Below are 25,799 nucleotides of genomic sequence, written 5' to 3'. Positions count from 1 at the left end.
TAGCGGACAGGGAGGGATGCGGCGGCATTTGTGGGACGTCTCTGGGACTTCCGGCCCCACCACTCACCGCCCGCCTTCCTGACCCCGTCGGACTTCCCCTGCCAGCCGCACGCAGCGTTGAGTGCCGCGTCGGGATCGCCGTCGCCGGCACCTGTGCGCGGACTCGGGGCGCGGCGAAGAAGCCGCTCATGCCGCCGACATCCGAGAGGTGGCTGTCGATCGCGGCAACACGGCCGTGGCGGACGGTCAGCACCGTCACCAGGTGTTCGCCGAGTTCGCGCCCGTCGGGTGCGGTCGCGGTGCTGCGGAGGGACAGGGCCGGATGTTGCCGACTCCCCATCGACCCCGGGTCGTTCGCCGCAGCCGTGCGTGCCCTCGGTCTGGCGTTCCGGCCACCCCGTCATCGCGCCGCAAGGACGTCCGTCATCGCGCCGCAAGGACGTCCGTCAGCGGCCGGAGGCCTCCGGGACGTCTGAGGGCCGGCGGAAAAGGTGCTGCCACCTCCGCACCGTCCCAACCCGCCCCCGCACCGTTCCGGCCCCCGGCACTCCCCCCGCCCCCTCCTCCACACGGCGCCGTAACCTGGAGCGCATGTCAGCCATCCGTCTTCTCGTGCTGGGTGCCGTGCGCCGGCATGGACGGGCCCACGGCTACCAGGTGCGCAACGACCTGGAGTACTGGGGTGCCCACGAGTGGTCCAACGCCAAGCCAGGGTCGATCTACCACGCCCTGAAGCAGATGGAGAAGCAGGGACTGCTGCACGCGCACGAGATCGCCCCGTCAACAGCCGGCGGGCCGCCCCGGACCGAGTACGAGTTGACGGCGAAGGGGACCGAGGAGTTCTTCCGGCTGCTGCGCGGATCGTTGACCGCCTACGACCAGAAGCCGGACGTGCTCGCCGCTGCGCTCGGCTTCATCGTAGACCTGGAGCGTGCGGAGGCACTGACGCTGCTGCGCGAACGGGTGCGGGTCATCCAGGACTGGCGCAAGGCCGTCACCGAGTACTACACGCCGGCGGAGGGCCCGGGGCTGCTCGGACACATCGGCGAGATCATGAACCTGTGGATCCACTCCGCGGACGCGGGCGCCGAGTGGACGGACGGGCTGATCCGGCGCCTGGAGGACGGGGCGTACAGCTTCGCGGGCGAGGGCGAGCCGTTCTCGGGAGTGCTCGCGGAGGGCGAGCGGAACCCGTACGCGACCGGAGAGCGACATCCGGGGGACGAGCGCTGAGAGACCCCGCCCGGTGACCGGGCAGGCCGTGGCCGGACGCCCCTCGTAGTCAAGTTTGACTAATTGACGGAGCGGGCATTACGTTGTTCCCGCGAACAGTAGTCAAGCTTGACTACATGAGCGGAGGGGACACATGGCCGACGCGATCCACGTCGAAGGCGTACGGAAGCGATACCGGGACAAGGCCGCTCTGGACGGGCTGGACCTGCGGGTGGAACACGGCACCGTGCACGCCCTCCTCGGGCCGAACGGCGCGGGCAAGACCACGATGGTCCGCGTACTGACCACGCTGCTGCGGCCGGACTCGGGCCGCGCGGCGGTCGCCGGGTACGACGTGGTGACGCGGGCCGACCGGGTGCGGGCCCGGATCGGACTGCTCGGTCAGCACGCGGCACTCGACGAGGAACTCGGCGGCCGTCAGAACCTGGAGATGTTCGGCCGCCTCTACCACCTCGGCGCCCGGCGGGCCCGCGCCCGCGCCGACGAGCTGCTGGCGCGCTTCGGCCTCACCGACAACGGCGACAAGCAGGTCAAGCGGTACAGCGGCGGCATGCGGCGAAGGCTGGACCTCGCCGCCTCACTGATCACCGAGCCGGAGGTGCTCTTCCTCGACGAGCCGACCACCGGGCTGGACCCGCGCAGTCGGGCCGAGGTCTGGGCCTCGGTGCGCTCGCTGGTCGGCGGCGGCACCACGGTGTTGCTGACCACCCAGTACCTGGAGGAGGCCGACCAGCTCGCCGACCAGATCTCGGTGGTGGACCGGGGGCGGGTCATCGCCGACGGCACCGCCGACGAGCTGAAGGCCCGCACCGGCGGCGACCGCATCGACGTCGTCCTGCGCGACGCGGACCGGCTGGCCGCCGCCGTGGCCCTGATGCCGTTCGCCGCTGACGACGTCACGGTGGACGCCGACCGCCGAAGCTTCAGCGCGCCCGTGACCGACCGGATGAGCGCACTCACGCAGGTGGTACGGGCCCTGGAGTCGGCGGACATCGAAGCGGAGGACATCGCCGTGCGCAGGCCCACCCTGGACGAGGTGTTCCTGCGTCTGACGGGACGTTCCGAAGAGGTCCGGGCACAGGACGGGTCCCTGGCGAAGGAGGCGGTATGAGCGCGGTGAGCACGACGCACACGGTGCGCGAGCGCGACGGTGGACCGGCCTTCGCGCTGAGCGACTCCTGGACCATGACCCGGCGGGAACTCGCCCACTGGGGCCGGCAACCGGTGCAGGTGGCCGTCGGCGTGGTCTTCCCCGTGATGATCCTGCTGATGTTCGGCTATCTGATCGGCGGCGGCCGGAACGTCGGCGGCGACTACATCGACTATCTGGTGCCCGGCATCCTGGCGTTGACCATGACCTTCGGCCTGGAGAGCACGGTGATCGCGGTCACCCAGGATCTCAACAAGGGCGTGATCGACCGTTTCCGGTCCATGCCGATGGCCAACGGCGCGGTGCTGGTGGGCCGTTCGGCGGCGGACATGCTGCAGTCCGCGGTGAGCCTCGCCGTGATGATCGGCGTCGGGTACGCGATCGGCTGGCGGGCGCACACCACGGCGGGCGGGTTCCTCGCCGCCGTGGGCCTCCTGCTGCTGTTCCGGTTCGCGATGCTGTGGATCGGCATCTACCTCGCCCTGGTGGCCGGGAAACCGGAGCTGGTGCAGGCCGTGCAGATCCTGGTCTGGCCGGTGGGTTTCCTGTCCAACGCCATCGCGACCCCCGCGTCGATGCCGGCCTGGCTGGGCACGGTGGTGCAGTGGAACCCCATGTCCCAGACCGCGACGGCGGTACGGGACCTGTTCGGCAGCGTGGGCGGCGCGTCCGGGCACGTCCTGTCGGCCGTGCTCTGGCCGGTGGCACTGTTCGCCGTCTTCTTCCCGCTGGCCCTGCGCCGGTTCGCCCGCCTCAGCCACTGAACCCTCCTTCGGCCCTCGCCGGCCGACACCCCCTCCCCCCTGGATCCCGCTCGGCCACTCGCTGGGCGCGATCGGCTCACTGGAGGTGGCCGCCAGTGCCCTGGCCATCGTTCACAACACGGTGCCGCCGACGGCCAATCCGCACGACCCCGACCCGGAGTGCGACCTGGACTACACCCCGAACACCGCCCGCGAGCGACGCACCGACACCGTGCTCAGCGTCGGCAGCGGTTTCGGCGGCTTCCAGAGCGCCATCGTCCTCACCCGCCCGGCTCGCGGAGGCAGCGTGACGACGGCCTCGCCGGTGTCCGCGCCGCCCCGGCCGGCCGCCACCCGCACACGAACCGGCGTCGTGACCGGGATCGGCGTCGCCGCGCCCAACGGCCTGGGCGCGGCCGCCTGGTGGGCGGCCGTGCTCCGCGGGGAGAGCGGCATCGGCCCCCTCACCCTGTTCGACGCGTCGGGGTATCCGGTGCGGCTGGCCGGTGAGGTGCCCGGGTTCGTCGCCGACCACGTGTCCAGCCGGCTACTGCCCCAGACCGACCGGGTGACCCGGCTGTCCCTGGCCGTCGCCCGGGAGGCCCTGCTCCGCCGACATCACTCCGGGAGGGACCCCCGTTACGAGGAACTCGCCACCCGCGGCCACAACAAGCGGTTCACCGCACGCTCGGCGGCGTTCCGCGTGGCCACAACCACCGAAGAGGTGGTCCGTGCCGTCGGCGAGGCCGCCCGTCGCGGCCGGCGGGTCGCGGTGCGTAGCAGCGGCCACTGCTACGAGAACTTCGTGGGCGACCCAGCCGTACGGCTGGTGATCGACCTCGGGGAGATGAACGCCGTCGCGTACGACCCGCGGATGCGCGCCGTCATGATCGAGTCCGGTGCGCGGCTGATGGACGTGTACCGCAGGCTCCACGACACCTGGGGCGTCACCCTGCCCTGCGGGGCCAGCGCCACCGTCGCCATCGGCGGGCACGTGGCGGGTGGCGGGTACGGGGCGCTGTCCCGGCGCTTCGGTGTCGCCGCCGACCACGTGTACGCCGTCGAGGTCGTCGTCGCCGACGCGACGGGCCGGGCCCGTGCCGTGGTCGCCACCCGCGAGCCCGGGGACCCGCACCGCGAACTGTGGTGGGCCCATACGGGCGGTGGCGGCGGCAACTTCGGCGTGGTCACCCGCTACTGGTTCCGCTCCCCCGGTGCCATCGGCGACAACCCCGCCCGGCTGCTCCCGCGACCGCCCGCCGAGACCCTGTCCAGCGCGCTCGTCTTCCCGCGCGAGGGCATGGACCGGGCGGCCATGCGGCGGCTGGTCGGCAACTTCGGCCGCTGGCACGAGCGCAACAGCGGCGCCGGGTCACCGTACGCCGACCTGTACGGCGGACTGGTGCTGTTCGGCCGGCTGCGGGAGAACGACCCCGGCCAGAGCGCGATCAGCTTCACCCATCTCGACGCCGGGGTGCCCGACGCCGATCGGCTGCTGGAGCGGTACACGGAGGGCGTCGCCGTCACCCCGTACGTGCCCGGGACCACCCGGGTCCCCTGGTTCACCGCCACCACCGAACTCGCCCGTTCCCAGGACGCCGAGCACGGCCGGCAGAAGATCAAGTCCGCCTATCTGCGCCACTCCCTGACGGACCGGCAGATCGACGCGCTGTTCACCCACCTCGACAGCGCCGACCACAGCAGCGAGGCGGCCAGTGTGTCGCTGCAGTCCTACGGCGGCCGGATCAACACCGTGCCGTCGTCGGCCACGGCCACCGCGCACCGGAACGCGGTGGTGAACGTCATCTTCATGAACACCTGGCAGGACCCCGAGGCCGACGCCGAGAACATCGGCTGGCTGCGGCGCATTTACCGGGACGCGTTCGCCACGACGGGCGGCGTACCGGTGCCCGGACGGGGCGGCGCCGACGGCTGCTACATCAACTACCCGGACCTCGACATGGCGGACCCCGAGTGGAACACCTCGGGTGTGCCCTGGCACCGCCTGTACTACAAGGACAACTACACGCGGCTCCGGCGGATCAAGGCCGAGTGGGACCCGGGGCACGTGTTCGGTCACGACCTGGGCGTACGGCCCGGGTGACGGGGTCTACGGATCGACGGGGAGGGGCGGCGCAGCGTGCGCCGCCCCTCCCCGACCTGTCCGGACGGTCAGGACGGCGCGCGTTCCAGAAGCAGGGTGTACAGCTCCGGGTCGCTGCCGCTCAGGGCGTGAAGCGCGACGCGGTGCGCGGCGAACTCCGGCCGACGCAACGCCTGGCGGAAGGACGCCTCGTCCTCCCAGTCGAGACACCGGGAAGCACCGTCACCGTCACAGACGGAACTAGAACGGCCGTGGAACGCGGCTGGGCCGCCCGGCCGGGAACGGAAGGCTGAAAGAAGGCGGCGACACGGAAAGACGGACGGGAGGACCGGGAAACGGAATGACCGGAAGAGGGAGAAACCGGAGGAGGGAGAGACCGGAAGACCGGAACAACTGAACGACGACCGAATGACCGAACGACCGGAACATGAAAGCGGGAAGCGGGACCCATGATGTGGATTGGGCGTGAGCAGGCTGGACGGCTGGCATGGTACGCGGTCGCCTTCGAGCCGGGTGACCCGGCCCGTACGGGGCGGATGGCCTTCTGGGATCCCGAGGACGGCAAGCCGCCCGCACTGCCCGGCGCCGTCACGGCGGAGGCCGGGCTCGTCACGGCGCAGGGACCGCGCCCGGTCCCCGTCGTGTGGCTGTCCGTCGCCGACGCGCTGCCGGTCCTGGCCCTGGCCCGGCGCGATCACGGCGGCGAAGCGGTCCACCCCGCGGCGGCCTTCTGGGGCGCCGCCACCGCGCTGGCCCTCCACCTGGCCGCCCGGGAACGGCTCCTGCCCGGCGTGTCCGCCGGCGGTTACGACGCCTGGCGGGTCGGCCCGCTCGACCCCGTGGACGTGCTGCGGCTGCGGGAGCTGGCGGCGGCCGCCCCGCCGGAGGCACTCGCCGTGCCCGTGAGCGGGACCGCGCTGCTCCCGCCCGCCGACGGGACGCTGCGCGCCTTCCTGGACGCCGTCGCCGACACGCTGCCGCGTACCGCGGCCGCCGAGACGGCCACCGGCCGGGCCGCGTTCGCCGCCACCGCACCCCAGCACGTACCGCAACTGCGCTCCTGGGCGGAGGAGATCGCGGTCGGTGTGGACTCGGGTGTGCGCGTCTCGCTCTCCGTACGGCTGAACCACGGCGCGGACAGCGCACACGGCACGGACGGCGTGCCGGTCGGCCAGGTCGTGCCACTGGTGTGCGATCTCGCCGACCCGACCGTGGAACTGACTGCCTCGGACCTCTTCGACGGCGCCCCGCACGCCCTGGGCCCGGTCGCCCAGGCAGACACCGTCCGCGCGGTGCGCCGGGCGGCCACCGTGTGGGAACCGCTCGCCCGGCTGCTGCCGGTGCCCCGCCTGCTGGACCTCGCCGACGAGGAGTTGGCCCAGTTGCTGGGCGGCGCGGCGGCCCGGCTGCGGGCGCACGGCATCGACGTGCGCTGGCCGGACGAGGAGCGGCGACGGCTGACCGCGCGGGCCGTGGTGGGCGCGGACCGCACCCCGCCGACCGACCTGCGCTCCTTCCTCGGCGGGGACGGCACCGTCGAGCTGCGCTGGCAGCTCTGCCTCGACGGGGATCCGCTGAGCGAGCGCGAGACCGCGGCCGTCGCCGACGCGGGGCGGCCGGTGGTGCGGGTGCGCGGCGGCTGGGCGTTGGCCGGCCCGGAACTCACGCGCAGGGCCCGGAACCGCGTACTGCCGCCGCTCACCGCCGTGGAGACGCTCGCGGTCGCCCTCACCGGGTACACGGAGATCGGTGGCGACCGGGTGGCCGTCGCCGACGGCCCCTGGCTGCGCGCCCTGCGAGTGCTGCTGACCGATCCGGCCGGTGACACGCCCGCCGCGCAGCCGGCCGCGCTCGCCGCGACCCTGCGCGACTACCAGTTGCGCGGGCTGGCCTGGCTGGCGCGGATGACCTCGCTCGGCCTCGGCGGCTGCCTCGCCGACGACATGGGTCTCGGCAAGACGGTCCAGCTCATCGCACTGCACCTGTTCCGTCAGGAGAACGAGGGCAGCCGCGGCCCCACCCTCGTGGTGTGCCCGGCGTCGCTGCTCGGCAACTGGGAGCGGGAGATCCGCAGGTTCGCCCCGGGCACCGAGGTGCGTCGCTTCCACGGCGCGGGCCGCAGCGTCGAGGGCGCGGACGGCGGCTTCGTGCTGACCACGTACGGCACGATGCGACTTGACACCGGGGAGCTCGCCGAGCACCGCTGGGGGATGGTCGTCGCCGACGAGGCCCAGCATGTCAAGAACGCGTCGTCGGCCACGGCGAGGGCCCTGCGGCTGATCCCGGCCGACGCGCGGGTCGCGCTGACCGGCACCCCCGTGGAGAACAGCCTGTCCGAGCTGTGGGCCCTGCTCGACTGGACCACACCGGGTCTGCTCGGCACCCACGGCCACTTCCGGCGCCGCTGGATCGCCCCGATCGAGGCCGAGCGGTCCGTCGTGGGCGCCGGGGAGGGCTCCGGCGTCACCGCCGGACGGCTCGCCGGTCTCGTCCGGCCGTTCCTGCTCCGCCGCCGCAAGTCCGACCCGGGGGTGGCGCCCGAACTGCCGCCCAAGACCGAGACGGACCATCCGGTGCCGCTGACCGCCGAGCAGACCGCCCTCTACGAGCAGCAGGTGCGGGCCGCGATGGCCGAGATCCGGTCCACCGAGGGAATCGCCCGCAGCGGCCTGGTCCTCAAGCTGCTCACGGGTCTGAAGCAGATCTGCAACCATCCCGGCCAGTTCCTCAAGGAGGAGGAGCCCAAGCTGGCGGGCCGCTCGGGGAAACTGGCCCTGCTGGACGAACTGCTGGACACCATCCTGGCGGAGGACGGCGCGGTGCTGGTCTTCACCCAGTACGTCGCGATGGCACGGCTGCTGGAACGGCACCTGGCGGACCGGGGCATCACAGCCCAGCTGCTGCACGGCGGGACGCCGGTGGCCCGGCGGGAGGAGATGGTCCGCCGGTTCCAGGACGGCGAGGTGCCGGTGTTCCTGCTGTCGCTGAAGGCGGCCGGCACGGGCCTCAACCTGACGCGGGCCGACCATGTCGTGCACTACGACCGCTGGTGGAACCCGGCCGTCGAGGCCCAGGCGACCGACCGGGCCCATCGCATCGGACAGACCCGGCCGGTGCAGGTGCACCGGCTGATCGCGGAGGGCACGGTCGAGGACCGTATCGCGGCGCTGATGGCGGCCAAGGGAGAGCTGGCCGACGCGGTCGTCGGCAGCGGCGAGCGTGCGGTGAGCCGTCTCGCGAACGACGAGTTGGCGAACCTGGTGGAACTGAGGAGCGCGGGATGAGTGACGGACACGACGACCGGGCGCGGGGTTTCGCCGCCTTCCCGGCCCGCAAGGGCGGCCGGGTCCGCGGCCGGTCCTGGTGGAGCCGGGCCTGGGCGGAGTCGATGGAGGACGGCTGGCCCGAGGAGGAGCCGCTGAAGAAGGGACGGACCGTCGCCCGCTCCGGGCGCCTCGGCCCCCTCACGGTCGGTCCGGGGCGGGTCGCCGCCCAGGTCCACGACGGCGCGGACGAGCCGTACACGGTCGTGCTCGGACTTCCGGAACTGGCAGAGGAGCAGTGGGACGCGCTCTGGGAACGGACCGCGGACCGGCCGACGGAGACGGAGGCGCTGCTCGCCGGGGAGTTGCCACCGGATCTCCTGGAGGCGGCGGAGGACGCCCGGGTGGGGCTGCTGCCGGGCTACGGCGAGCTGGAACCGGACTGCGGATGCGGCGAGCCGGACCATCCGTGTGCCCACGCGGTCGCGCTCGGCTACCAGTTCTCCTGGCTGCTCGACGAGGAGCCGCAGCTCCTGTTGCTGGTCCGCGGCCGGGACTGGCCGACAGCGCTGGAGGAGTTGAAGTCCGCCCTCCTCCTGCGCGCCATGTCCCAAGGGGCCGAGGACGACGACCCGGTCACCGGGGACGCGGAGGACGTCGGGGTCGCCGGGGACGCGGAGGACGTCGGCGCGGGCACGGACCCCGCCGGCCGTCCGGGGGCCGCGCCGACAGCCGGGCCGGTCTCTGCAGGGACCCCCGCCGACGAGGCGTACGCCCGCCCCGCCGTCCCTCTCCCCGCGCTCCCCCCGCTGCCCGCACCGCCGGAGGACGGCACCGTGCCGGTCACCGGCATCGAGGCGGACCCGCTGAAGCGGCTGGTCGCCGACGCCGCCGTGCGCGCCCGGGATCTCCTCGCGTACATCCTGGGGGCGGCCGGCGAGCCGCTCCGGCCGCTCGGCCGGTGGCAAGACACCGTGCGGATCGCCGCCACCCACCCCGACCCCCGGGTGCCCGCGCGGCTGCGGGACTCCTGCGACCGGCCGCAGGAGCTGGACCGGGCGGTCGAGGCCTGGCGGTGGGGCGGAGCCGCCGGACTGACGGTGCTGGAAGAGGCGTGGCAGCCCGGCGGGCCCGACGTCACCCGGGCGCGCGCGGCGCTCTCGACGGGCTGGGAGGACGAGGAGCTGCCAGAGATCGCCGTGTGCGACAACCGTTGGACCCTGTCCAGCCGGGGCCTGCAACTGCGGTACGGGCGCGACGGCCGCTGGTATCCGTACCGGGAGCGGTCCGGCACCTGGTGGCCCGCCGGCCCGCCCGCACACGACCCCGTCCTCGCGCTCACCGACCTGCTCGGAGGCTGAGCCCCCGTTATGCAGACCTGCCGCCCGCGAGCTGTCCGGCATTTGCACCGGACCGGGCGGTGGCCGGACCTCTCATCAGCGTCTCCGACGGCACCTCCCGGGCCCGGTGACACCATCCCCCCAGGTCATCCGTTCGACAGGGGGACACAGCCATGCCGGGCCCGGAGGCCAGCGGCCCCGTTGCGGGACCTCGGAAAACATAACGGGGTGGCCGCGATACCGCCGCGCAGCTCGATCGCCGGCTGGTAGTGGTTGTCCACGTCCGCGGCAGCGCGACGACGGCTCGCGCGGGGTCGGTGCTCCACAGCCCGGGGTCGTACTCGACCGCGTCGTACCCGGCGGTGATCGTCACTTCCTCTTCGGTGGCCTCAACGAGCGCTTCCCCGCCGCCCCGGCTGCGGGATGCTTCTCACCGGCCGCGAGCCACTCAGTAGTGCACGTTGCCGTTCATTCGGGTCAGCCCGTCGCTCCACGATCACCAGCCCGTAGCGCACCCGTATGCCCTGAGCCAAAGAGTGGCTCCTACACCTGGGATTTCTCCGGGACTTTCCTGGGAATTCCGGCCGCATCAGCCAACACGAGCGTGAAACAACCAAAAGGAAATTCATGCAGGTCAACGACGTACGATAGCCAGACCCCGCAGGTCACGGAATTGGCTGGTCCCTTCCGGGACATCTGAGGGGTGGGGTGGGGTGTCGTGTCTCTTGGCGGCAAGGTACACGACACCCCTAAACGCCTGACGACCTGCGGTTATACCCTTTCTCGACCTTCCGTTGAGCATTGCTGTCTTTCCTCACCTTGTGCAAGGCCTCCCGGGTCTTGGCCGACCGAGACATCATCACCAAGCCGCTGACCAGCAATCACCACAACACCGGTCCGCGGGCTGTCACCCTGGCTGACATCCCACCTGACTGAAGTGGGCCAAAAAGTGGCGCAAGTGCGCGCTCCAGGAGCCGCCACCCTCCGCACGATGGTCTTCACCATCCTCATCGCCGGCCTGCTAGGTCGGTGAGCGGCACCCGGACGCTGTCGCGCCCGACCAGTGGACCCGGGACATGGCCGCCGACGACTACGTCATCCCCGGGCTCTGCGAGAAGGCCGGCATCCCGGAGACCGACTCCCTCGGCGCTGACCAGCCACCGCGCCCGCGCCACTATCGCCACGCAACTGCTCAACGTCGCCAGTCACTTACTCTGGCTGACCTCGGCAATGGCTCGGGCACAAGCGTGCGGCCAGCACCCGCCACTACGCCAAGATCCTCCAGCGCACGCTCAGCGCCACCTACAAGAAGGCCGACTACTTCGCCCGCGACGTCCGCACCATCCAGGTGCTCGTCAACCGCGACAGCACACTGACCGGCGCCGCCGACGGACAGCCATGCAAGTACCGACCTCGGCGACGGCTACTGCACCTACGACTTCTTCGCCAAGTGCCCGCACCGGCTCTCCTGCGCTGCTGCCCGTCTACAAGCCCAAGGACAGCAGCGCCGGTTAGATCCTCGCCGTCAAGGACGGCATCGCCAGGATGCTCGAAACCGTCGGCTTCACCGACGACGAGCGCGAAGCGCTCCAAGGCGACCGCGACGCCATCACCGCCCTGGCGAAGGGCCTGGCAAAGACCCCGCCCCCTGCCGGGCCAACCCCCGCTGAGCTCGGTACGACGGACACCATCCCGCTGACGAACCTGATCGGCACTCTCGCTCCTGCCCGGCCTGCCCAACCGGAGGCGCCTCTTGGCATCCGTCCCACACGTCCAGGAAGCTGCCGACGTAGAGCTGCCTCCCGGTGAACTCCCTTACGCGGAGGCGGCGTCGGCGGCCCAGACCTCTCTCGGCAAGATCATCTGCATCGCCGACCAGGATCTGCCCGCAAACTCGGCTACGTCCCGCAGCACACGATCGCACACGAAGCCCAGCCCTTCATACAGGCGGATCGCGTTCGAGTTGTCGTCCCAGACTCCCAGCTCGATCTGCTCCAAGCCGAGCTCACCGAACCCGGCGTCCAGGGCCTTCATCAACATCGCGGCGCCGTACCCCTTGCCCCGGGCCTCCGGCGCCACCAGGACGCGCCCCAGCCGACCGCTGGCGTTCGCAGCGTCGATCCGCAGCGAGAGGTGGCCGATGACTCGGTCTTTGGCCGGGTCTACGGCCATCCAACTCTGGCGCACTGGTGTCGCGGACTCAGCCACGTACTCGGCAAGCTGCCCTTCATCGAACGGCCAACTGAAGTTGTGGCTGGACCATGTCCACAGCTCGACGGGTCCATCGATCCACGCGACAAGCAGGCGGCCGTCAGAGGGGGTGAAGTCCCGCAGCTCAACCACGGGCAACCCCTCGGTGCAGAAGCATTGTCATGGTCCAGACCCTACCGAGCCGCCGAGGCTACGCCCGAGCAGGGGAACGCGGAACCGACACGATGTCGGATTCCAAATAACTTGCCCGTTCCACGGCAACGCGCGGTGGCGCCGCATCCGCGACACCTCGCCCGAGGAGTGGGCGTACATGGTGGCCTTCGACGCCGCCATCAGCCAGGGCGACGTCACAGCCGCCGAGTCGGCTGCCCCGCAGCAGGAAACTGGGCGGCGGCGAAGACCCGGCTGCGCTGGACGAAGGCGTCGCCGACGGATGCTCGCCGTGCTTCGTCGAGCCAGCCGTCTGCGCGGGCTGTCACGAAGAACCACGCATCACCAGCCGGGACCGGGACGGCGAGCCGCGCTGCGCGAACTGCCCGGACACCGACGGCGATCCGCTGCGGGAACTCATCGAGCGGAACGCAACAAGGACCAGGTGCTGGCCCAGTACCGCCGCTACCAGCAAGGCGAAATGCGGACAGGTCCCGGCGTCCGCGACCTGATCAGCTTCTTCGCAAGCATCGGCGGGAAGGTGGCCCGCGCCGCCGCAGAGGACCCCATTGTCGTCGGCAGCGACCAAAAGGTCCGAGCCCTTCTCGCCGAGACCGCCGACACCCTGCACCTGGGGGTGACGAACTACTGCTGGTTCATCGGCCCCTCCGAGGCGTTAGCCCGTTGACATGGCCTGGCCTGCTCCCTCGCCGGGCCAAATTTATAGTCGTGTGGGATCAGCGAGACAGGGCGAGTAGTTCGTCGATCACGGGCTCTGGGCCGTCATAGGTGAGTTGTGCGATGGCTGCCATTGGTGCGCCCACTCGGCTCCAGGCATACAGCCGGTTCCCGTCGAGCTCGCACGCGGTCGCCACCCGCTGGCAACGGGCCTCGACGCCCTCCTGCCCGGCGCCGGCCACCACGTAGTCGAGAGCGTCGAAGCACGGGTAACCGATGCATGCCTTGGGGTCGATGGCGACCGGACCGCGCGACGGGCCGCCGTCCAGGACATTGCCGAGGTGCAGATCGCCGTGCAACAACACGAGCCTGGCCTGGCTGTCCAGCAACGTCTCACAGCGCCGCATCGCCCGCTGCCATGCGGCCTGGTCGATCCGTGCGCCGATGGCCGGCTCGGACAGCCGCCGACCGATCCGGGCGAAGGAACCACTGCTCTGGCAAAGACGTCTGCGGCATGTCCTCGGCCACGGTGCCGGGCAGGACCTCCTCCAACACCATCGCCCCGGCCTCCACGTCGGCAGACAGCACTGCCGGCACCCGACTCGACGGCACGAACACGCGCAGCATCTCCACCTGCTTGGTCAACAGTGTCCGGTCGGGCTGAGTTTGAGAACCGCCGGCCTCCCGTCAGACCATTGACAGCGCAAAACGACGGAGGAGGCTCCACTCTCGAACAGCTCACCTACGAGCTGTCCCGTTACTCCTGGCCGCAGCGCCCTGCTTCGGCCAGCTTGACGGCTGCTGGCAGAATGCTGCTCATGACTGCATGCCGAAAGGCCTATGCCGCGTAGACGGCCAGGTGCGCTGCGCACCGGACACCTTGGGCGGCCGCGTAGGTGGGACAAGCCGCCGCTGGAACGGATCCACGGGCTCTCTGCGGGCACCAGCATCGCAATCCACCGCGTCGAAGAGCTCGGCTCCAGCTTCCTCTACCCGGGTGCCATCGACCAGGCACTGCGACGGTATGAAGCTTTCCTGGGGGCTCCAGGACGTCGACCCCTCTACCCGCAAGACGAAGAGTGTGGCTGCCGGGGCCACGCCCTCGATGATGTCAGGCATGCCCGCGATCTCCTCGAAGCGGTCCTTGAGCACCTGCCACCTCGGGCTCGTGCTGAGCTAAGACGCCGAATGATGGCCCTGGACCGGGTGTTCCTCAAGCGCACTCTGCCTGATCCCTTTGCCGATCGACGGCCCTGGAACGGTGATGTGTGGTGGTATCAGCGCCTGCACAAACCCCGTGAGGGGTAGCGCCACCTCAGCGGGCGGTTGAGACCTTCACTCAGTGCAATGATCACGTTGTGGCTGGGGTTGATCACGGCGTCGGAGCCGTCCTAATCCGGGGGTAAGGACAGCCCTGAGAGACGTACGCCGGGCTGTTTCTGCAGCAGATGTTGGTCGCGATGGCGGTCACGTGAGTGTCGGGCTGACGCCTTGAGTCGTCCGGGGACCTGATCCCTATATCCAGAGCGGTGATGCCCGGCGCTCTCGTGACCGTCACCATCGTCAACACTGCCTGCGTGCTCACTCGTTGGTGTCTGTGGTGCGAGCCTGCTGCATGGTGCCCGCCCCCTCGTGATGCCCGAGCCGCTTCAGCTCCAAAGCAGACCGGGGCCCATGCAGTGAGCTGGTGCCACGAACAGTTGCTGAGGTGGCGGACCGGCCTCGAGTCGAGTCCTTGGATTAGGTCGCTGCGTGGTTCCGCATGAGCTCGTGACCAGTACGAACACCCGAGCACGGGGAGGGGAAAGGTCTTGATCTACTGCGGCATCGACTGGGCGGAGAAGACACACGACGTCGCCTTGGTCGACGACAGTGGCCAGTTGGTGGCCAAGCGGCATATCACCGATGACGTCGCTGGCTACAAGATCCCTTTGGATCTGCTCGCTGAGTACGGCGACACGGAGGAGTTCCCGATCCCGGTCGCGGTCGAGACATCCCGGGGCCTGCTGGTCGCGGTGCTGCGGACCGGCAAACGACAGGTGTTTGCGATCAACCCGATGGCCGCGGCCCGCTACCAAGACAGGCACTCCGTCTCGCGCAAGAAGTCCGACCCGGGCGACGCCCTGGTCCTGGCCAACGTGCTGCGGACAGACATGCACGCTCACCGGCCGCTTCCCCAGGACAGTGACCTGGCCCGCGCTGTCGCCGTCCTCGCCCGCGCCCAGCAGGACGCCACCTGGAACCGGCAGCGGATCGCCAATCAGCTCCGCTCCCTGCTACGCGAGTACTACCCGGCCGCCCTCGTGGCCGTCGAATCCTGGAAGAACGGCCTCTGCCGACCCGAAGCTCACCAGCTCCTCAAGCTGGCCCCGACGCCAGCCAAGGCCGCCCGCGTCACACGCACACAGTTACAGGCCGCGCTCAAGCGGGCTGGCCGTCAACGGGGCATCGCAGCTGACGCCGAGCGGCTCCGCGAGGTTCTCCGGGCCGACTGGGCTCACCAGCCACAGCTGGTCGAGGACGCACTCGGAAAGCAGATGCTTGCTCTCCTGATGCAGTTGGAGGCTGCCTGCACCTCGGCCGACAACCTCGCCGAGGCGGTGGAGGAGGCATTCCCTCAGCACCCAGACGCTGAGATCATCCTCAGCTTCCCCGGCCTCGGCACCCAGCTCGGGGCCCGGGTGCTTGCCGAGATCGGGGACGACCGACAGCGGTTCGCCGACGCCCGCGGCCTGAAGGCATACGCCGGCGCCTCGCCCATCACCCGGGCCTCCGGCAAGAAGTCGGCTATCACCCGACGCTGGGTGAAGAACGACCGCCTCAACCACGCCGGATACCTCTGGGCCTTCTCCGCGATCACCGCTTCACCCGGCGCCAAAGCCCATTACCGGCGCCGCCGCGACAGCCATGCAGACTGGGACGCTGCCGCCGAGCGCAACCTTTTCAACCGCATGATCGGCCAGCTCTACCACTGCCTCCAGCACGGCGAACGGTTCGACGAACTGGCCGCCTTCCCCTCACCGCCCTCGGCGACCGAGACGGCTGCCGCTTGACCTGCGGCATCGCGCCTTGCTCAGGTCACCCACAGCAGTCGATCATTCGCGGATGAGACCTGAAGTTCGGACGTTCCTCGCCGACGGCCCGCTCCCCGACTGGGACGCCGACGAGGAGGAGATTGACCGGCGAGTCAAACAACTCGAAGCCATACCCACACCCGTCACACGGAACGAGGCGCAGGCCCTGGCTGCCTGCTTCGGCCCCGACGACTGCTACGGCGTCGCCTGGTCGCTGCTGCACCTGATCGAGACCAGCCCAGGCCCGGTACCGGCGGTCGCACCACCCGGGCCCGATGCCGATGACTGGCACCACACGCTCTGGAACCGCTGGGGAAACCACGAGCTCACCGACGAGGACTTGACTCGTTAGAGCCCTGAGGTGTCTGGATAGCCCCGTTCACCGGCCTGAGCCCGCGGCAGCTCGCCAAGCTGGTGACTGTGCTGCGACGTGAGGGTGCGGACGCGGTCCAAAGGGGGCGGCCGTGGAGCCTACCACTGGAGGACCGAGCACTGCTCGTCGCGGCCTACTGGCGCACGAACCTGACAATGCGACAGCTCGTTCCGCTCTTCGGGGTGTCGAAGTCGGCTGCGGACCGGGTCATCGACCACATCGGCCCCATGCTCGCGCTCCAGCCCCGCAAGCGGTTCGCCAAGAGCACCGTACTCATCGTGGACGGCACCCTCGTGCCCACCCACGACCACACCATCGCAGCGCAGTCGAAGACATCTCATGTCGCTGGAGGTCAACTCAGTGGGTGCTGGCGTGACGTCTGGCCCCGGTGGTCGGAGACAGTTGGCTGACATGTCGTAGCCGCCCGATACCATCGCCGCGCGTCATAAGGGGGACACCGGAGAGAACCGAACATGCAGGTCGCTGGCGTTGAGTTTCGGGTGAATCACCCGGTTCTGGCATTGGGGTCGACCGACTGGCTGCCGGCGTTGGAGCTGGGAAGCGAGGCCGCTGTCGGATGCGACACCCATGTGGTGGTTCGGGTTCAGGCTCAGGTGCAACTCATCAAGGTCCGGCTCTTCACCGAGCCCGTCGACGAGGGGCTAGGGCCTGATCCCTCCTTCACGACTGTCTTCGAGAGGCCGATGTCCTTGGCTGACGGACGGCTGGTCATCGGTGATGTCATGGGTGTGACGCGATTCGTGAGCCTCATCGGTGAGGCCGGTAGGCGGCAAGTCCGTGTCGCAGTGAACGAGCCCGGCTGGACCGCGGTCGCAGTCGACGTCTTCGTGGGCCCGAAGCTCTAGGCAGCGAGCCCGACGGGGCCAGCGAAGGCCCGTTCAGGGTCGTAGGCCATGCGGTTCTGCAAGCAGTGGTAGAGGCAGCCGAGTAGCTTGTTGAACAGGTTCCGGAGAGCTGCGGTATGGCGTTCTCCACCAGCACGCCGTCGGTCATAGTGGGCGCGTGGAGCCTGCGTACGCAGGGCTGCGAAGGCCCACATGTGTCCGGCAGAGACCAGTCTCTGGTTCTTGACGGTCCGGGCCACAACCACGTTGCTGCGGCCGGAGGCTCGTGTGACGGGACCGCGCCGGCGTGTGCCTTCATGGCTCTGGCGTTCGTGAAGCGTTCGCGGTCGTCTCCGATCTCGGCGAGGACGCGTGCTCCAGAAAGCACTGAGAGTCCCGGGAAACTGGTGATGACCTCGGCATCCCGGTGCACGAGGACTGTCTCTTCCGTCGCCACTGCCAACTGGGCCACGCTGACGCAAGCGGCGTCGACCTGTCGGACGAGTGCCACTGCTTGCTGTCCCATAGCACGCTCGACCTGCGGCAGCTGCTGGAGAGATTCCGCGCGGAAGATCGTCCGAAGTCGCTCGACCTCGGCTTCGATCCCACAACGTGGACGTTCACCGCGCTTGAGCAACGCGCGCAGCTGACTGCGGGTGAGCCTGGCGGTGTCGGCCGGTGTGGGTGCGGCAGTCAAGATCATGCGAGCGCGCGGAGAGTCGAGTCCGGGTTTGCCAGCACCGTGGAAGGCAGTGAGGGCGGCTGGACAGTACTCGCGTAGGTGTGACCGGAGCCGGTTGATCATCTGTTGCCGGTCCCAGATGGCGTCCTGGTGAGCGCGGGCCAGGACGGCGACGGCCTGTACGGTCTCGCTGTCGTCGGGCAGGGGCCGGTGGGCGTGCCGATCGGTCCGCAGGATGTTGGCCAGGACTCGGGCGTCTGCCGCGTCGGACTTGGCTCGGGACACGCTGGCACGGTCGCGATATCTTGCAGCGGCCAATGGATTGATTGCGTAGATCTGGCGGCCGGTGGCCCGCAAGGCGGCGACGAGAAGCCCACGAGGCGTTTCGATGGCGACTGGGACCGGATCTGCTGCGCTGTCACCATGCTGGGTCAGAAGTTCCATCAGCGCGTGAAAGCTGGCGCTGTCGTCGCTGATCCTTAGCTTGGCAACCTGGGTTCCGTCCTGGCCGACCAAGGCTATGTCGTGGTGCCCCTCCGCCCAGTCGATGCCGCAAAAGATCTTGTTCAATCCTGTGCCTCTGTATGAATCTGCAGGTCGGACCCGTGCGGAGCACGCGGCGCTCTAAGAACTCCTAACGAAATGATCTTCGTCGTGGTTGGATCGCTCTGAGTCTGGCGATCTGGGGGTGTGGGGTGGGGCGACCGAAGCCGTGGGAGGTCGACGACGAGCTGTGGGCGGTGGTCGAGCCGCTGTTGCCGAAGGTGGAGCGTCGGGTGCGGTATCCGGGACGTGAGCGGCATCCGGACCGGCTGGTGTTCCAGGGCATCCTGTTCGTGCTGCATACCGGGATCGCCTGGGAACACCTTCCGCAGGAACTTGGCTTCGGCTCGGGCATGACCTGCTGGCGCCGCCTGGCCGAGTGGACCGAGGCCGGAGTCTGGCCCCGGCTGCACGAGGTGCTCCTGGCCAAACTTCGCGGCGCGAACGTCCTGGACTTCTCCCGTGCGGCGGTCGACGGCTCGCACATCCGCGCGTTAAAGGGGGACCCAAGACGGGACGAAGCCCTGTCGACCGGGGCAGGACGGGCAGCAAGCACCACCTGATCACCGACGCGACCGGTATTCCGCTGGCCGCCACCTTGACCGGCGGCAACCGCAACGACGTCACCCAGCTGATCCCGCTCCTTCAGGCCGTGCCGCCGGTACGGGGCAAGCGCGGCCGGCCCCGGCGCCGCCCCGACGTGGTGCTCGGCGACCGCGGCTACGACCACGACAAGTACCGCCGCCTGGTATGGGATCTCGGCGTGAAGCCGCTGATCGCCCGCCGCGGCACCGAACACGGCTCCGGGCTCGGCACCCAACGGTGGTTCGTGGAACGCGCGTTCGCTCATCTCCACTGGTTCCGCCGCCTGCGGATCCGCTGGGAGATCCGCGACGACATCCACGAGGCCTTCCTCACCCTCGGATGCGCACTCATCTGCTGGCGACGCCTGAAGTCATTGCGATAGGAGTTCTAATAGAAGTGCTCAAGGCACGCCATCTCATGAGCCGTTCGTGTCTCCAGCGACCGACAGGGACCTCGATCTGCTGGAGAGCTCATGGCTCGCGAACTGCTGAGAGGTGGCCCCTGTCGGCGAGCTGAAGACATGAAACCTGCATCCGTGCCCCTGCCGGGCGGGACCGGTCTTTGACAGGAGATCAAGGTCCCGGAACTACCGAAGGTCTCCGCTCGGCAGGGCGTGGGTGAGGCAGAGCCGGTCTGAACACAGGGATCAAAAGCCCCAGAACGGCGGCAGGCTTCCATCTCGCATCGGGGCCCTTGCACTGCCGTGCTCGGGCTCACCGACGACCTATTAGAACTACCGGTACTCCACCAACCACCAGGTCGTCATCAATGTCGACACCCGCCTGGTCGTCGTGGTCGACCGGCCGCTCGCCGGGAACCGCAACGACTGCAAGGCCTGGGAGGAGCTCGGCGCCAAAGCCGCCGTCGGCAAGGCCATGACCATCGCCGACGGCGGCTATCCCGGCACGGAACTCGTCATGCCCCACCGTCGACGCAAGAGTGAAGACCTGCCTGATTGGAAGGAGGCGCACAACAAGTCCCACAAGCAGGTCCGGGCATGCTTCGAGCGCGTGTTCGCCCGGATGAAGACGTGGAAGGTCCTCCGCGACTGCCGCCTCAAAGGCGACGGCGTCCACCACACCATGCTCGGCGTCGCCCGCATGCACAACCTTGCCCTCGCCGGATAGGCGGACGGGCCGCACAGCGAACAGCCACGTCCAAGCCGACCCAAAGATCATTTACGGGAAAGCCCTTAGCACGAACCCCCACCGCGCAGCCAACCGTGCAGCGAGGTCGGAACCTCGGCGAGCCAACCCTCTGCTTCAGGGCCGAATCGACCCACCAACGCCGCGCCGGCCTCTTCCAGATTCATCCCGGTAGCTTGCACCCCGAGCTGCCGCCACGCACACGCATATCGACGCCGCTCTGCAGGATGGCGCCGGTTGAACGATCGCCAGTCGCCCGGGAGATGGCCTTGACCATCCGCCGAAGCTCACCGCGCAGCGCCTCAGGGTTGCCGCCCGTGCCGTCGTCGGGCTGGTCGAGCAGAACGTTCGCGTGCCGGTCCACGACCCGCAGCGCCTGCCGCCCCTCCAGGATCAGGGCGCGGAACCGGTCCGTGACGAGCGTGAGTCCGCCGAGTACGGCGCCGATGACGGTGACGTGCGGGGCGATGTTCGTGGTCATGAGGGGTCCTTGTCCGTACGGGCGCCCGGCGGGGTCTCCGCACAACGTCGCGGGCCGCGCCGACAGGTCACCGGCAAGTCGCCGCCGTGGGCCCGACAGTCCGCCGACAGCGTGCGGGGCGACGCCGGGCCGCCCGGTGGTCCCCGGCGCGGCGGGTTGTGGCGTGCTGTAACGACCGTGACACAGCACCCCATACGTTCCATGTTTCCCAAGTGATCAGCACCGGTCCTGTGCCACGATCAACCTCCATTTTGAGCAAGGGGGGTTGCGTTTATGGCCGGTTGGACCAAGGAACACAAGGTGGCGATCCTCGTCGCGGTCATCGGGGTCGTGGGCGTGATCGCCGCCGCGCTGATCACCAGCCTGTCGGCGTCGGACACCAACCGCATCGACCAGAAGACGGGCCGCGACGGCACCGTCTGCGTCAACTCGAAGTGCTAGACGGGGACTCGCACATCATGCGGTCATGGCGACGAGCGGTTCGCGGGGTCGTTCTCGCGGGGCTCTGCGTTTTGGTGGTCACCTCGTGCAAGGACACCACGATCAACCAGCACGCGGGCGGGAACGCGGAAGCGTGCGTCGAAGGGTCGTTGTGCACCGCGAGCGCGAGCGGTGGCTCGGGGGACGCGGCCGAACCGTCCCGCGCCGGTACCGACGATTCCACGTCAGGCGACTCCACGCCCGCCGGTTCCGCGCCCGGCGACTCCGCGTCCGACAACATGCGCGCGTCGGACGGCGGTGCGAACGGCGGCACAGGCACGGACACCGGCCCAGGCGACGGCAGCGACAGCGACAGCGGGGACGGTGGGAGTACCGGTTCCGTCGAGGGCACGCCCGCCCCCGTGAAGGTGGTGCTGTCGGGCGGGAACCTCCCCGAGGGCCTGCGCGACTCCACGGACGGGTGTTATCTGGGCACGTGCACGGACTGGAACGTCGCGGACGTGGTGGTGGGCGACACGTCCTTCGACACGGGCCTCGTCGTCCACTGCTCGATCGGGTGCGACAGTACCGAGACCGGCTGGTTCCAGGTCCGACTGGGTGGCAGATACGCGAAGTTGGACGCCACGTTCGGCATGGCCGCGGATTCCCCGGGCACCGATCCGACCCGTACGCTCACAGTGAAGGTGACGGACCAGGGAACCGGGAAGGTGCTCTGCGCGAAGACCCTTGTCCGTGGGACGAGTTACACCGTCAAGGGGCTCGACATCCGGCATGTCGGGCTGTTGCGGATCACTTTCGACGGGGCGCTCGGCGGTACGTACGGAGCGGTCGGCGCGCCAGTGGTGCGTGGGTGAACGGGAAGCGGGGGGACGCGCGGATGCGGAGTGGATCGGGTCGCCGAGGGGCGGTTGTCGTGGGGCTGTTGCTGCTGCCCGTGCTCACGGGGTGCGGCGACACCAACAACTACTCCCAGCACGCGGGGCGGGACGCGAAGATGTGTGTGAACGGAGCGGACTGCCAGGAGGGTGCGCAGCCTTCCCGGTCCACCGCCGACACGGCGGCCTCCGACACGGCGGCCTCCGACACCGCCAACATGTCGCCGTCGGCGGCCTCTTCGTCCGGGTCCGGGGCGGGCGGTGCCGACTCGCCGGGGTCTGCGGACGGTGCGGGTACCGGGGACACGGCACCGCCCACCGACGGCGGCGCTCCCGCGACCGCCGGAGCCGGGGCGGGGGCCGGGGTCGGCGGCAGCGCCTCGCTGCGGGTGAAGTACCTGACCGACGACGGCCCCATCGGCGGCTACCACAACAACGAAGGCGAGACCGCCACCCGCCTCGGAGACAGCCCGCTGCCCGAGAGCATCGTCTTCTCGCCGGGCGTCTTCGCCAAGGACGTGACGCCGCTCTCCTTCAACGTGCCCTCCGGGATGACCCGGTTCCGGGCGACGGTCGGCCTGGACGCGCGGACACTGCCGGGGTACGTCGGCTACGTGAGCGTCACGCGCCGTGACGGCACCACCCTCGCCGCCCGCACACTGCGTTCCGGCGTACCCCAGAGCGTGGACGAGTCGCTCGCCGGTACGGACCTCGTCACGATCGAGGTCAAGATCCTGGAGTGGGCACCCGACGCCGTGAACAGCAGGCCGCACATCGTGGTGGGCGACGGCAGGTTCACGAAGTAGCGTCGGCGCCCGCCGGTGCCCCCGGCCCCGCGCAAGACGCAAGGCGCAAGGCGCAACTACGCTTACCAGTAAGCGTGTTAGTCACCAGATTCCGTGATCCCGCACGCCCAGGATCAGGACGGCCACGGCGGTGGCGAGGAAGACGATGCCGCCCACGATGTTGCGTGAGCCGACCCGCAGGTGGGCGATGATCGCGCCGATGAAGTAGAGGATGAGCCCGCAGGCCGCGAGGGTGCCGAGCGCCGGGACCGCGAACCCGGCCAGCAGGCCGAGGGTGCCCGCCGCGAGCAACGCGCCCAGGACCGGCACATACTTGCGCGGTATCCCCTTCATGTCCGCCTGCGTCTTGGGGTATTCGTGGCCGATCAGGTACGTGACCGCGGCTGCGCCGTTGAAGATCACTCCGAGGGCGTTGACCGTGACGAAGGCGATGTGCACGTTGCTCCGCTCTGCGCGCCGAGTTGTCGGGATTTCGTGTGCGTTTCGTGGCGTCGTTGATCGTACATGTCAACTTTGCGCGGTCAACTTCCTTGTGCGCAGCGCCAGATACAGCGCACTCACCCCGATCACCACCCCCATCCCGACCAGCAGAAACCGGTAGTCCACCCGTGTGATCAGCCACGCACCGGTCGCCACCGCGAGTACCTGCGGGGCCGTGGCGAGCATGCTGGCCGCCGCTGCGACGCGGCCCTGGAGGTGGGCCGGGGAGTGACGCTGGACGGTGGTGTAGAGGCCGACGACGGCGCCCGGAGTGCCGAGGCCCATGACGAGAACGCCGGTGAAGGCGGCGAAGAACCCGGGAAGCGCCGTGATCCAGCAGCCCAGAGCCATCATGCTCAGGCCGCACACGGTCCGTACGCCTTCACGGCCCGGCTCCACCCGCTGGAGCAGCCGCATTCCCGCGAGGCCGCCGAGGACCGCGCCGGTGCCTTTGACCACGGTGAGGACGCCGACGAACGCGGCGCCGCGATGGAGGCCCCGGTCGGCGACCGCGTAGATGACGGTCTCGATGAAGCCGAAGCCCAGCAGTCCCCCCCCAGCGCGAGAGCGACCGCCCGCAGGCGCGGGGTGCCTGTCAAGTGCCGTACTCCCGCGAGGAGTTCCTCGGTGAGCCTGCCTTCGGACGGCCGGGGTTCGGGTTCGTCCACGCGGACCGCGAGGACGCACAGCGCGCAGACCAGGAAGGTGACCGCTTCCAGTGCGGCGACCGCGCGGGGGCCCGCGGTGACGTACAGGGCCGAGCCGACGGCCGGGGCGACGAGCATGCCGCCCTCCTGCATGGTGCGCAACAGGGCGTTGGTGCGGCCGAGTTGGCCGCTGTCCACGAGGTGGGTGAGCAGCGCGCTGCCCGCCGCGTTGTGCAGGCCGACCCCCAGGCCGACGCCGAACAGCACGAGGAGGAGCAGCCAGACCTGCCGCTGGTCGTGGACGAGGAACGCCAGGCAGACCCAGCCCGCCAGCGCGAGGTTGAGGAGCGCGATCAGCGGACGGCGCCGGAACCGGTCCACGACCAGGCCCAGGAACGGAGCGCCGAGCCGGGGTACGACGTACGCCGCGAAGGCGAGTCCCGCGCGGCCGTCGGAACCGGTCAGGTCCTTCGTCCAGACACCGAGCGCGATCCACAGGGCCGCGTCACCGAAGAGGGAGAGACTGGTCCCGGCCACCCACAGCCGCACGTCCCGCCCGATCACCCTCCGCCCTGGCGGCCCATCTCCAACTTGCCCTTCCGGCAAGAGTGTTCTCGATTTCTCACGCATGCCGACGCCCCCCGTCCTGACAGTGATCCCCGGAGCCTCCTGGGTCCCCGGGCCGGCCGTTCTTGAGTTAACTCAAGGTCGGTTGACGAGATCCCGGCGATCATGATGATCGCGCGGGATCTTCGTCGTTTCCGGGATCTGTTCGATGCTGTTCGGGGTGGTGGATGGCGGCGGGCGTCGAGCGTGGCCGTTTCGCTGTCCCGCTTTTCCGTGTCGCATGCATTGCAACCAGCCCCGGGGTGCCGGGGCTGGTTGTGGTCGTGTTCGGTTCTTGTGGTTCAGCTGCCTGTGGTGGGTGGCGGCGGCCGTCCGGTCTCTGCGGGTGGTTCCGTCTCCCGTGGTGTTGGTGGCTGGGGATCGGTGTTGTCGAAGACGGTGTCGGTGAGCTGGGTGCCGGTGCGCTGGTAGAGCCAGGTCTCGAGGATGTCGAGGTTTCCGGCGGTGACCATGAGGGCGACGAGGAGCGTCTGGGCTGCCTGGCCCGGTGCCGGGCGGTGTTTCGGGTTGCCGATGTCGATCTCGTCGCCCTTGAGGCGGCCGTGGATGCCTTCGTTGTGGGAGCGGATGGGTTTGTAGGCGGCGGTCCAGTCGTCGGACAGATAGTGGCTGTCCTGCCGGAACTTGGCGGTCTTGATGTCTCCGGAGGCGTCGGCGGGGACGGTGATGTCGGATTTGCTGCAGACGCGACGCAGTTCGTCCCCCGGTGGGGGGGTTAAGCCATTCGTCCTGGGGGAGCTGGACGGTGGGCCGGGCGGCGGGGTGGGCGGCGCGTTTGCGGCTGTCGCTGAAGTCGACCACTGCGGTGGGCGGGCCCGGGGTTCAGGGTGTGCGGGGGCGGAGGCGGTCGCGGCGTGCGCAGTTCACCGACGGGGACGGTCCGGCGGCCGGGCACTGGAGGCGGATGGCGTCTCGGGCGTCGGGGCCTTGTTTGGTCTTGAGGTAGTGCGGCTCGCGGGCGGTGATGTGTTCGGTGAGCTGCTGGTTTTCGTGGATCTCGCGTACGGCTTTGTCGTCCAGTCCGCGGGTGGCCTGCACCAGTGCGCCAGGCATGTGGGGGCAGGCGAGGGAGCCGTCGACGAGCAGGGCGCCCTGCCAGCTGCCCTGCGGATCGCGGTCGTTGACCTTGTAGTCAAGGGCGAGGCGGTAGCCGAGGCGGCGGACGGGGATCTGGAAGTTCTCGGGAGAGCACCCGGTGTAGGCACGGTCGGCTGCGCAGGTGCCCGCCGGCACTCCGAGTGCGGACAGTTCTTCCAGGGCGAGGACCGCATTGCGGCCGGTGCGGACGGTGGGGGTCTCCAGGACCAGGCCGACGCACATCTG

At 69.7% G+C, this 25,799-nt stretch carries 21 protein-coding genes and 4 pseudogenes; 16 read left to right on the top strand and 9 right to left on the bottom strand.

From position 1 onward, the window contains the following. The first annotated feature begins 591 nt into the window (after positions 1–591). From KUM39_RS23850 to KUM39_RS23820, 6 genes are all read left to right on the top strand, one after another. The gene (locus KUM39_RS23850; protein WP_217787810.1) at positions 592–1,233 is read left to right on the top strand and encodes a PadR family transcriptional regulator; all 642 of its coding nucleotides are present in this window, start codon (positions 592–594) and stop codon (positions 1,231–1,233) included. A gap of 133 nt (positions 1,234–1,366) precedes the next feature. After that, positions 1,367–2,344 carry an ATP-binding cassette domain-containing protein gene (locus KUM39_RS23845; RefSeq protein WP_217787809.1) on the top strand — a complete coding sequence of 326 codons (978 nt, stop codon included), beginning with the start codon at positions 1,367–1,369 and terminating at the stop codon, positions 2,342–2,344. Continuing rightward, positions 2,341–3,147 carry an ABC transporter permease gene (locus KUM39_RS23840; RefSeq protein WP_217787808.1) on the top strand — a complete coding sequence of 269 codons (807 nt, stop codon included), beginning with the start codon at positions 2,341–2,343 and terminating at the stop codon, positions 3,145–3,147. The genes KUM39_RS23845 and KUM39_RS23840 overlap by 4 nt, the downstream gene beginning before the upstream one ends. Positions 3,148–3,232: 85 nt before the next feature. Then, positions 3,233–5,230: an FAD-binding protein gene (locus tag KUM39_RS23830; RefSeq protein ID WP_308288219.1), complete on the top strand. Its 1,998-nt coding sequence runs from the start codon at positions 3,233–3,235 to the stop codon at positions 5,228–5,230. A gap of 452 nt (positions 5,231–5,682) precedes the next feature. Then, complete coding sequence (locus KUM39_RS23825) at positions 5,683–8,514, top strand: SCO1167/SCO6262 family helicase (protein WP_217787812.1); 2,832 nt, start codon at positions 5,683–5,685, stop codon at positions 8,512–8,514. Further along, the gene (locus KUM39_RS23820) at positions 8,511–9,854 is read left to right on the top strand and encodes an SWIM zinc finger family protein (RefSeq protein ID WP_217787807.1); all 1,344 of its coding nucleotides are present in this window, start codon (positions 8,511–8,513) and stop codon (positions 9,852–9,854) included. Before KUM39_RS23825 ends, KUM39_RS23820 begins: the two co-directional genes overlap by 4 nt. Positions 9,855–11,648: 1,794 nt before the next feature. On the opposite strand, the gene KUM39_RS23815 is transcribed toward KUM39_RS23820, so the two are convergent. Then, entirely contained in the window at positions 11,649–12,176 is a 528-nt protein-coding gene (locus KUM39_RS23815; RefSeq protein ID WP_217787806.1) for a GNAT family N-acetyltransferase, read from the bottom strand. Between the two features lie 178 nt (positions 12,177–12,354). On the opposite strand from KUM39_RS23815, the gene KUM39_RS28365 reads away from it, so the two are divergent. After that, entirely contained in the window at positions 12,355–12,882 is a 528-nt protein-coding gene (locus tag KUM39_RS28365) for a hypothetical protein (protein ID WP_246620638.1), read from the top strand. 49 nt (positions 12,883–12,931) lie between these two features. Here the strand turns inward: KUM39_RS28365 and KUM39_RS28845 are convergent. Beyond that, positions 12,932–13,645 (bottom strand): annotated as a pseudogene (locus tag KUM39_RS28845) (aminoglycoside phosphotransferase family protein). A 1,038-nt stretch (positions 13,646–14,683) separates the two neighbouring features. Here KUM39_RS28845 and KUM39_RS23795 point away from each other — a divergent pair. The 4 genes and pseudogenes from KUM39_RS23795 to KUM39_RS23780 all read left to right on the top strand — a co-directional run bounded on the left by KUM39_RS23795 (position 14,684) and on the right by KUM39_RS23780 (position 17,185). After that, complete coding sequence (locus KUM39_RS23795; protein ID WP_217787804.1) at positions 14,684–15,925, top strand: IS110 family RNA-guided transposase; 1,242 nt, start codon at positions 14,684–14,686, stop codon at positions 15,923–15,925. A gap of 52 nt (positions 15,926–15,977) precedes the next feature. Further along, positions 15,978–16,298 carry a hypothetical protein gene (locus tag KUM39_RS23790; RefSeq protein ID WP_217787803.1) on the top strand — a complete coding sequence of 107 codons (321 nt, stop codon included), beginning with the start codon at positions 15,978–15,980 and terminating at the stop codon, positions 16,296–16,298. A gap of 17 nt (positions 16,299–16,315) precedes the next feature. Further along, a pseudogene (locus KUM39_RS23785) lies at positions 16,316–16,651 on the top strand (helix-turn-helix domain-containing protein); the annotation flags it as partial. Positions 16,652–16,792: 141 nt separating this feature from the next. Further along, entirely contained in the window at positions 16,793–17,185 is a 393-nt protein-coding gene (locus KUM39_RS23780; RefSeq protein ID WP_217787802.1) for a hypothetical protein, read from the top strand. On the opposite strand, the pseudogene KUM39_RS23775 reads toward KUM39_RS23780, so the two are convergent. Continuing rightward, a pseudogene (locus KUM39_RS23775) lies at positions 17,182–18,416 on the bottom strand (IS110 family RNA-guided transposase). The gene KUM39_RS23780 and the pseudogene KUM39_RS23775 overlap by 4 nt on opposite strands. Before the next feature lie 125 nt (positions 18,417–18,541). Here KUM39_RS23775 and KUM39_RS23770 point away from each other — a divergent pair. Both KUM39_RS23770 and KUM39_RS23765 read left to right on the top strand, forming a co-directional pair. Next, positions 18,542–19,356, top strand: a protein-coding gene (locus KUM39_RS23770) for an IS5 family transposase (RefSeq protein ID WP_372455805.1) whose coding sequence is annotated in 2 segments (ribosomal slippage) — positions 18,542–18,883 and positions 18,886–19,356 — 813 coding nt in all. Because the reading frame shifts where the segments join, the coding sequence is not laid out codon by codon here. Between the two features lie 349 nt (positions 19,357–19,705). Continuing rightward, a pseudogene (locus KUM39_RS23765) lies at positions 19,706–20,101 on the top strand (transposase); the annotation flags it as partial. A gap of 181 nt (positions 20,102–20,282) precedes the next feature. On the opposite strand, the gene KUM39_RS23760 reads toward KUM39_RS23765, so the two are convergent. Further along, entirely contained in the window at positions 20,283–20,600 is a 318-nt protein-coding gene (locus tag KUM39_RS23760; protein ID WP_443732242.1) for a hypothetical protein, read from the bottom strand. 273 nt (positions 20,601–20,873) lie between these two features. On the opposite strand from KUM39_RS23760, the gene KUM39_RS23755 reads away from it, so the two are divergent. From KUM39_RS23755 to KUM39_RS23745, 3 genes are all read left to right on the top strand, one after another. Further along, on the top strand, positions 20,874–21,041 hold the full coding sequence (locus KUM39_RS23755) for a hypothetical protein (protein ID WP_217787801.1): 168 nt from the start codon (positions 20,874–20,876) through the stop codon (positions 21,039–21,041). Positions 21,042–21,112: 71 nt separating this feature from the next. Beyond that, positions 21,113–21,895: a hypothetical protein gene (locus KUM39_RS23750; RefSeq protein WP_217787800.1), complete on the top strand. Its 783-nt coding sequence runs from the start codon at positions 21,113–21,115 to the stop codon at positions 21,893–21,895. A gap of 59 nt (positions 21,896–21,954) precedes the next feature. Further along, positions 21,955–22,722: a hypothetical protein gene (locus KUM39_RS23745; RefSeq protein ID WP_217787799.1), complete on the top strand. Its 768-nt coding sequence runs from the start codon at positions 21,955–21,957 to the stop codon at positions 22,720–22,722. A gap of 81 nt (positions 22,723–22,803) precedes the next feature. Here the strand turns inward: KUM39_RS23745 and KUM39_RS23740 are convergent, their stop codons facing one another. The 5 genes from KUM39_RS23740 to KUM39_RS23720 all read right to left on the bottom strand — a co-directional run bounded on the left by KUM39_RS23740 (position 22,804) and on the right by KUM39_RS23720 (position 25,796). Continuing rightward, positions 22,804–23,160, bottom strand: a complete 357-nt coding sequence (locus KUM39_RS23740; RefSeq protein WP_217787798.1) for a DoxX family protein — start codon at positions 23,158–23,160, stop codon at positions 22,804–22,806. A gap of 69 nt (positions 23,161–23,229) precedes the next feature. Beyond that, a complete protein-coding gene (locus KUM39_RS23735) occupies positions 23,230–23,556 on the bottom strand; it encodes an MFS transporter (RefSeq protein WP_217787797.1) in 327 nt (108 codons plus the stop codon). Positions 23,557–23,558: 2 nt separating this feature from the next. Continuing rightward, positions 23,559–24,413 carry an MFS transporter gene (locus KUM39_RS23730; protein ID WP_217787796.1) on the bottom strand — a complete coding sequence of 285 codons (855 nt, stop codon included), beginning with the start codon at positions 24,411–24,413 and terminating at the stop codon, positions 23,559–23,561. A 344-nt stretch (positions 24,414–24,757) separates the two neighbouring features. Next, positions 24,758–24,928: a hypothetical protein gene (locus tag KUM39_RS23725; protein ID WP_217787795.1), complete on the bottom strand. Its 171-nt coding sequence runs from the start codon at positions 24,926–24,928 to the stop codon at positions 24,758–24,760. A 370-nt stretch (positions 24,929–25,298) separates the two neighbouring features. Continuing rightward, positions 25,299–25,796 (bottom strand): hypothetical protein, encoded by a 498-nt coding sequence (locus KUM39_RS23720; protein WP_217787794.1) that lies wholly within the window; start codon positions 25,794–25,796, stop codon positions 25,299–25,301. Positions 25,797–25,799: the final 3 nt, after the last annotated feature.

Origin of the sequence: Streptomyces corallincola (genome assembly GCF_019104725.1) — a bacterium.
GTDB classification, from domain to species: Bacteria; Actinomycetota; Actinomycetes; order Streptomycetales; family Streptomycetaceae; genus Streptomyces; species Streptomyces corallincola.
The sequence above is the reverse complement of the archived record's forward strand: the minus strand, read 5'-3'. Positions and strand labels throughout refer to the sequence as shown.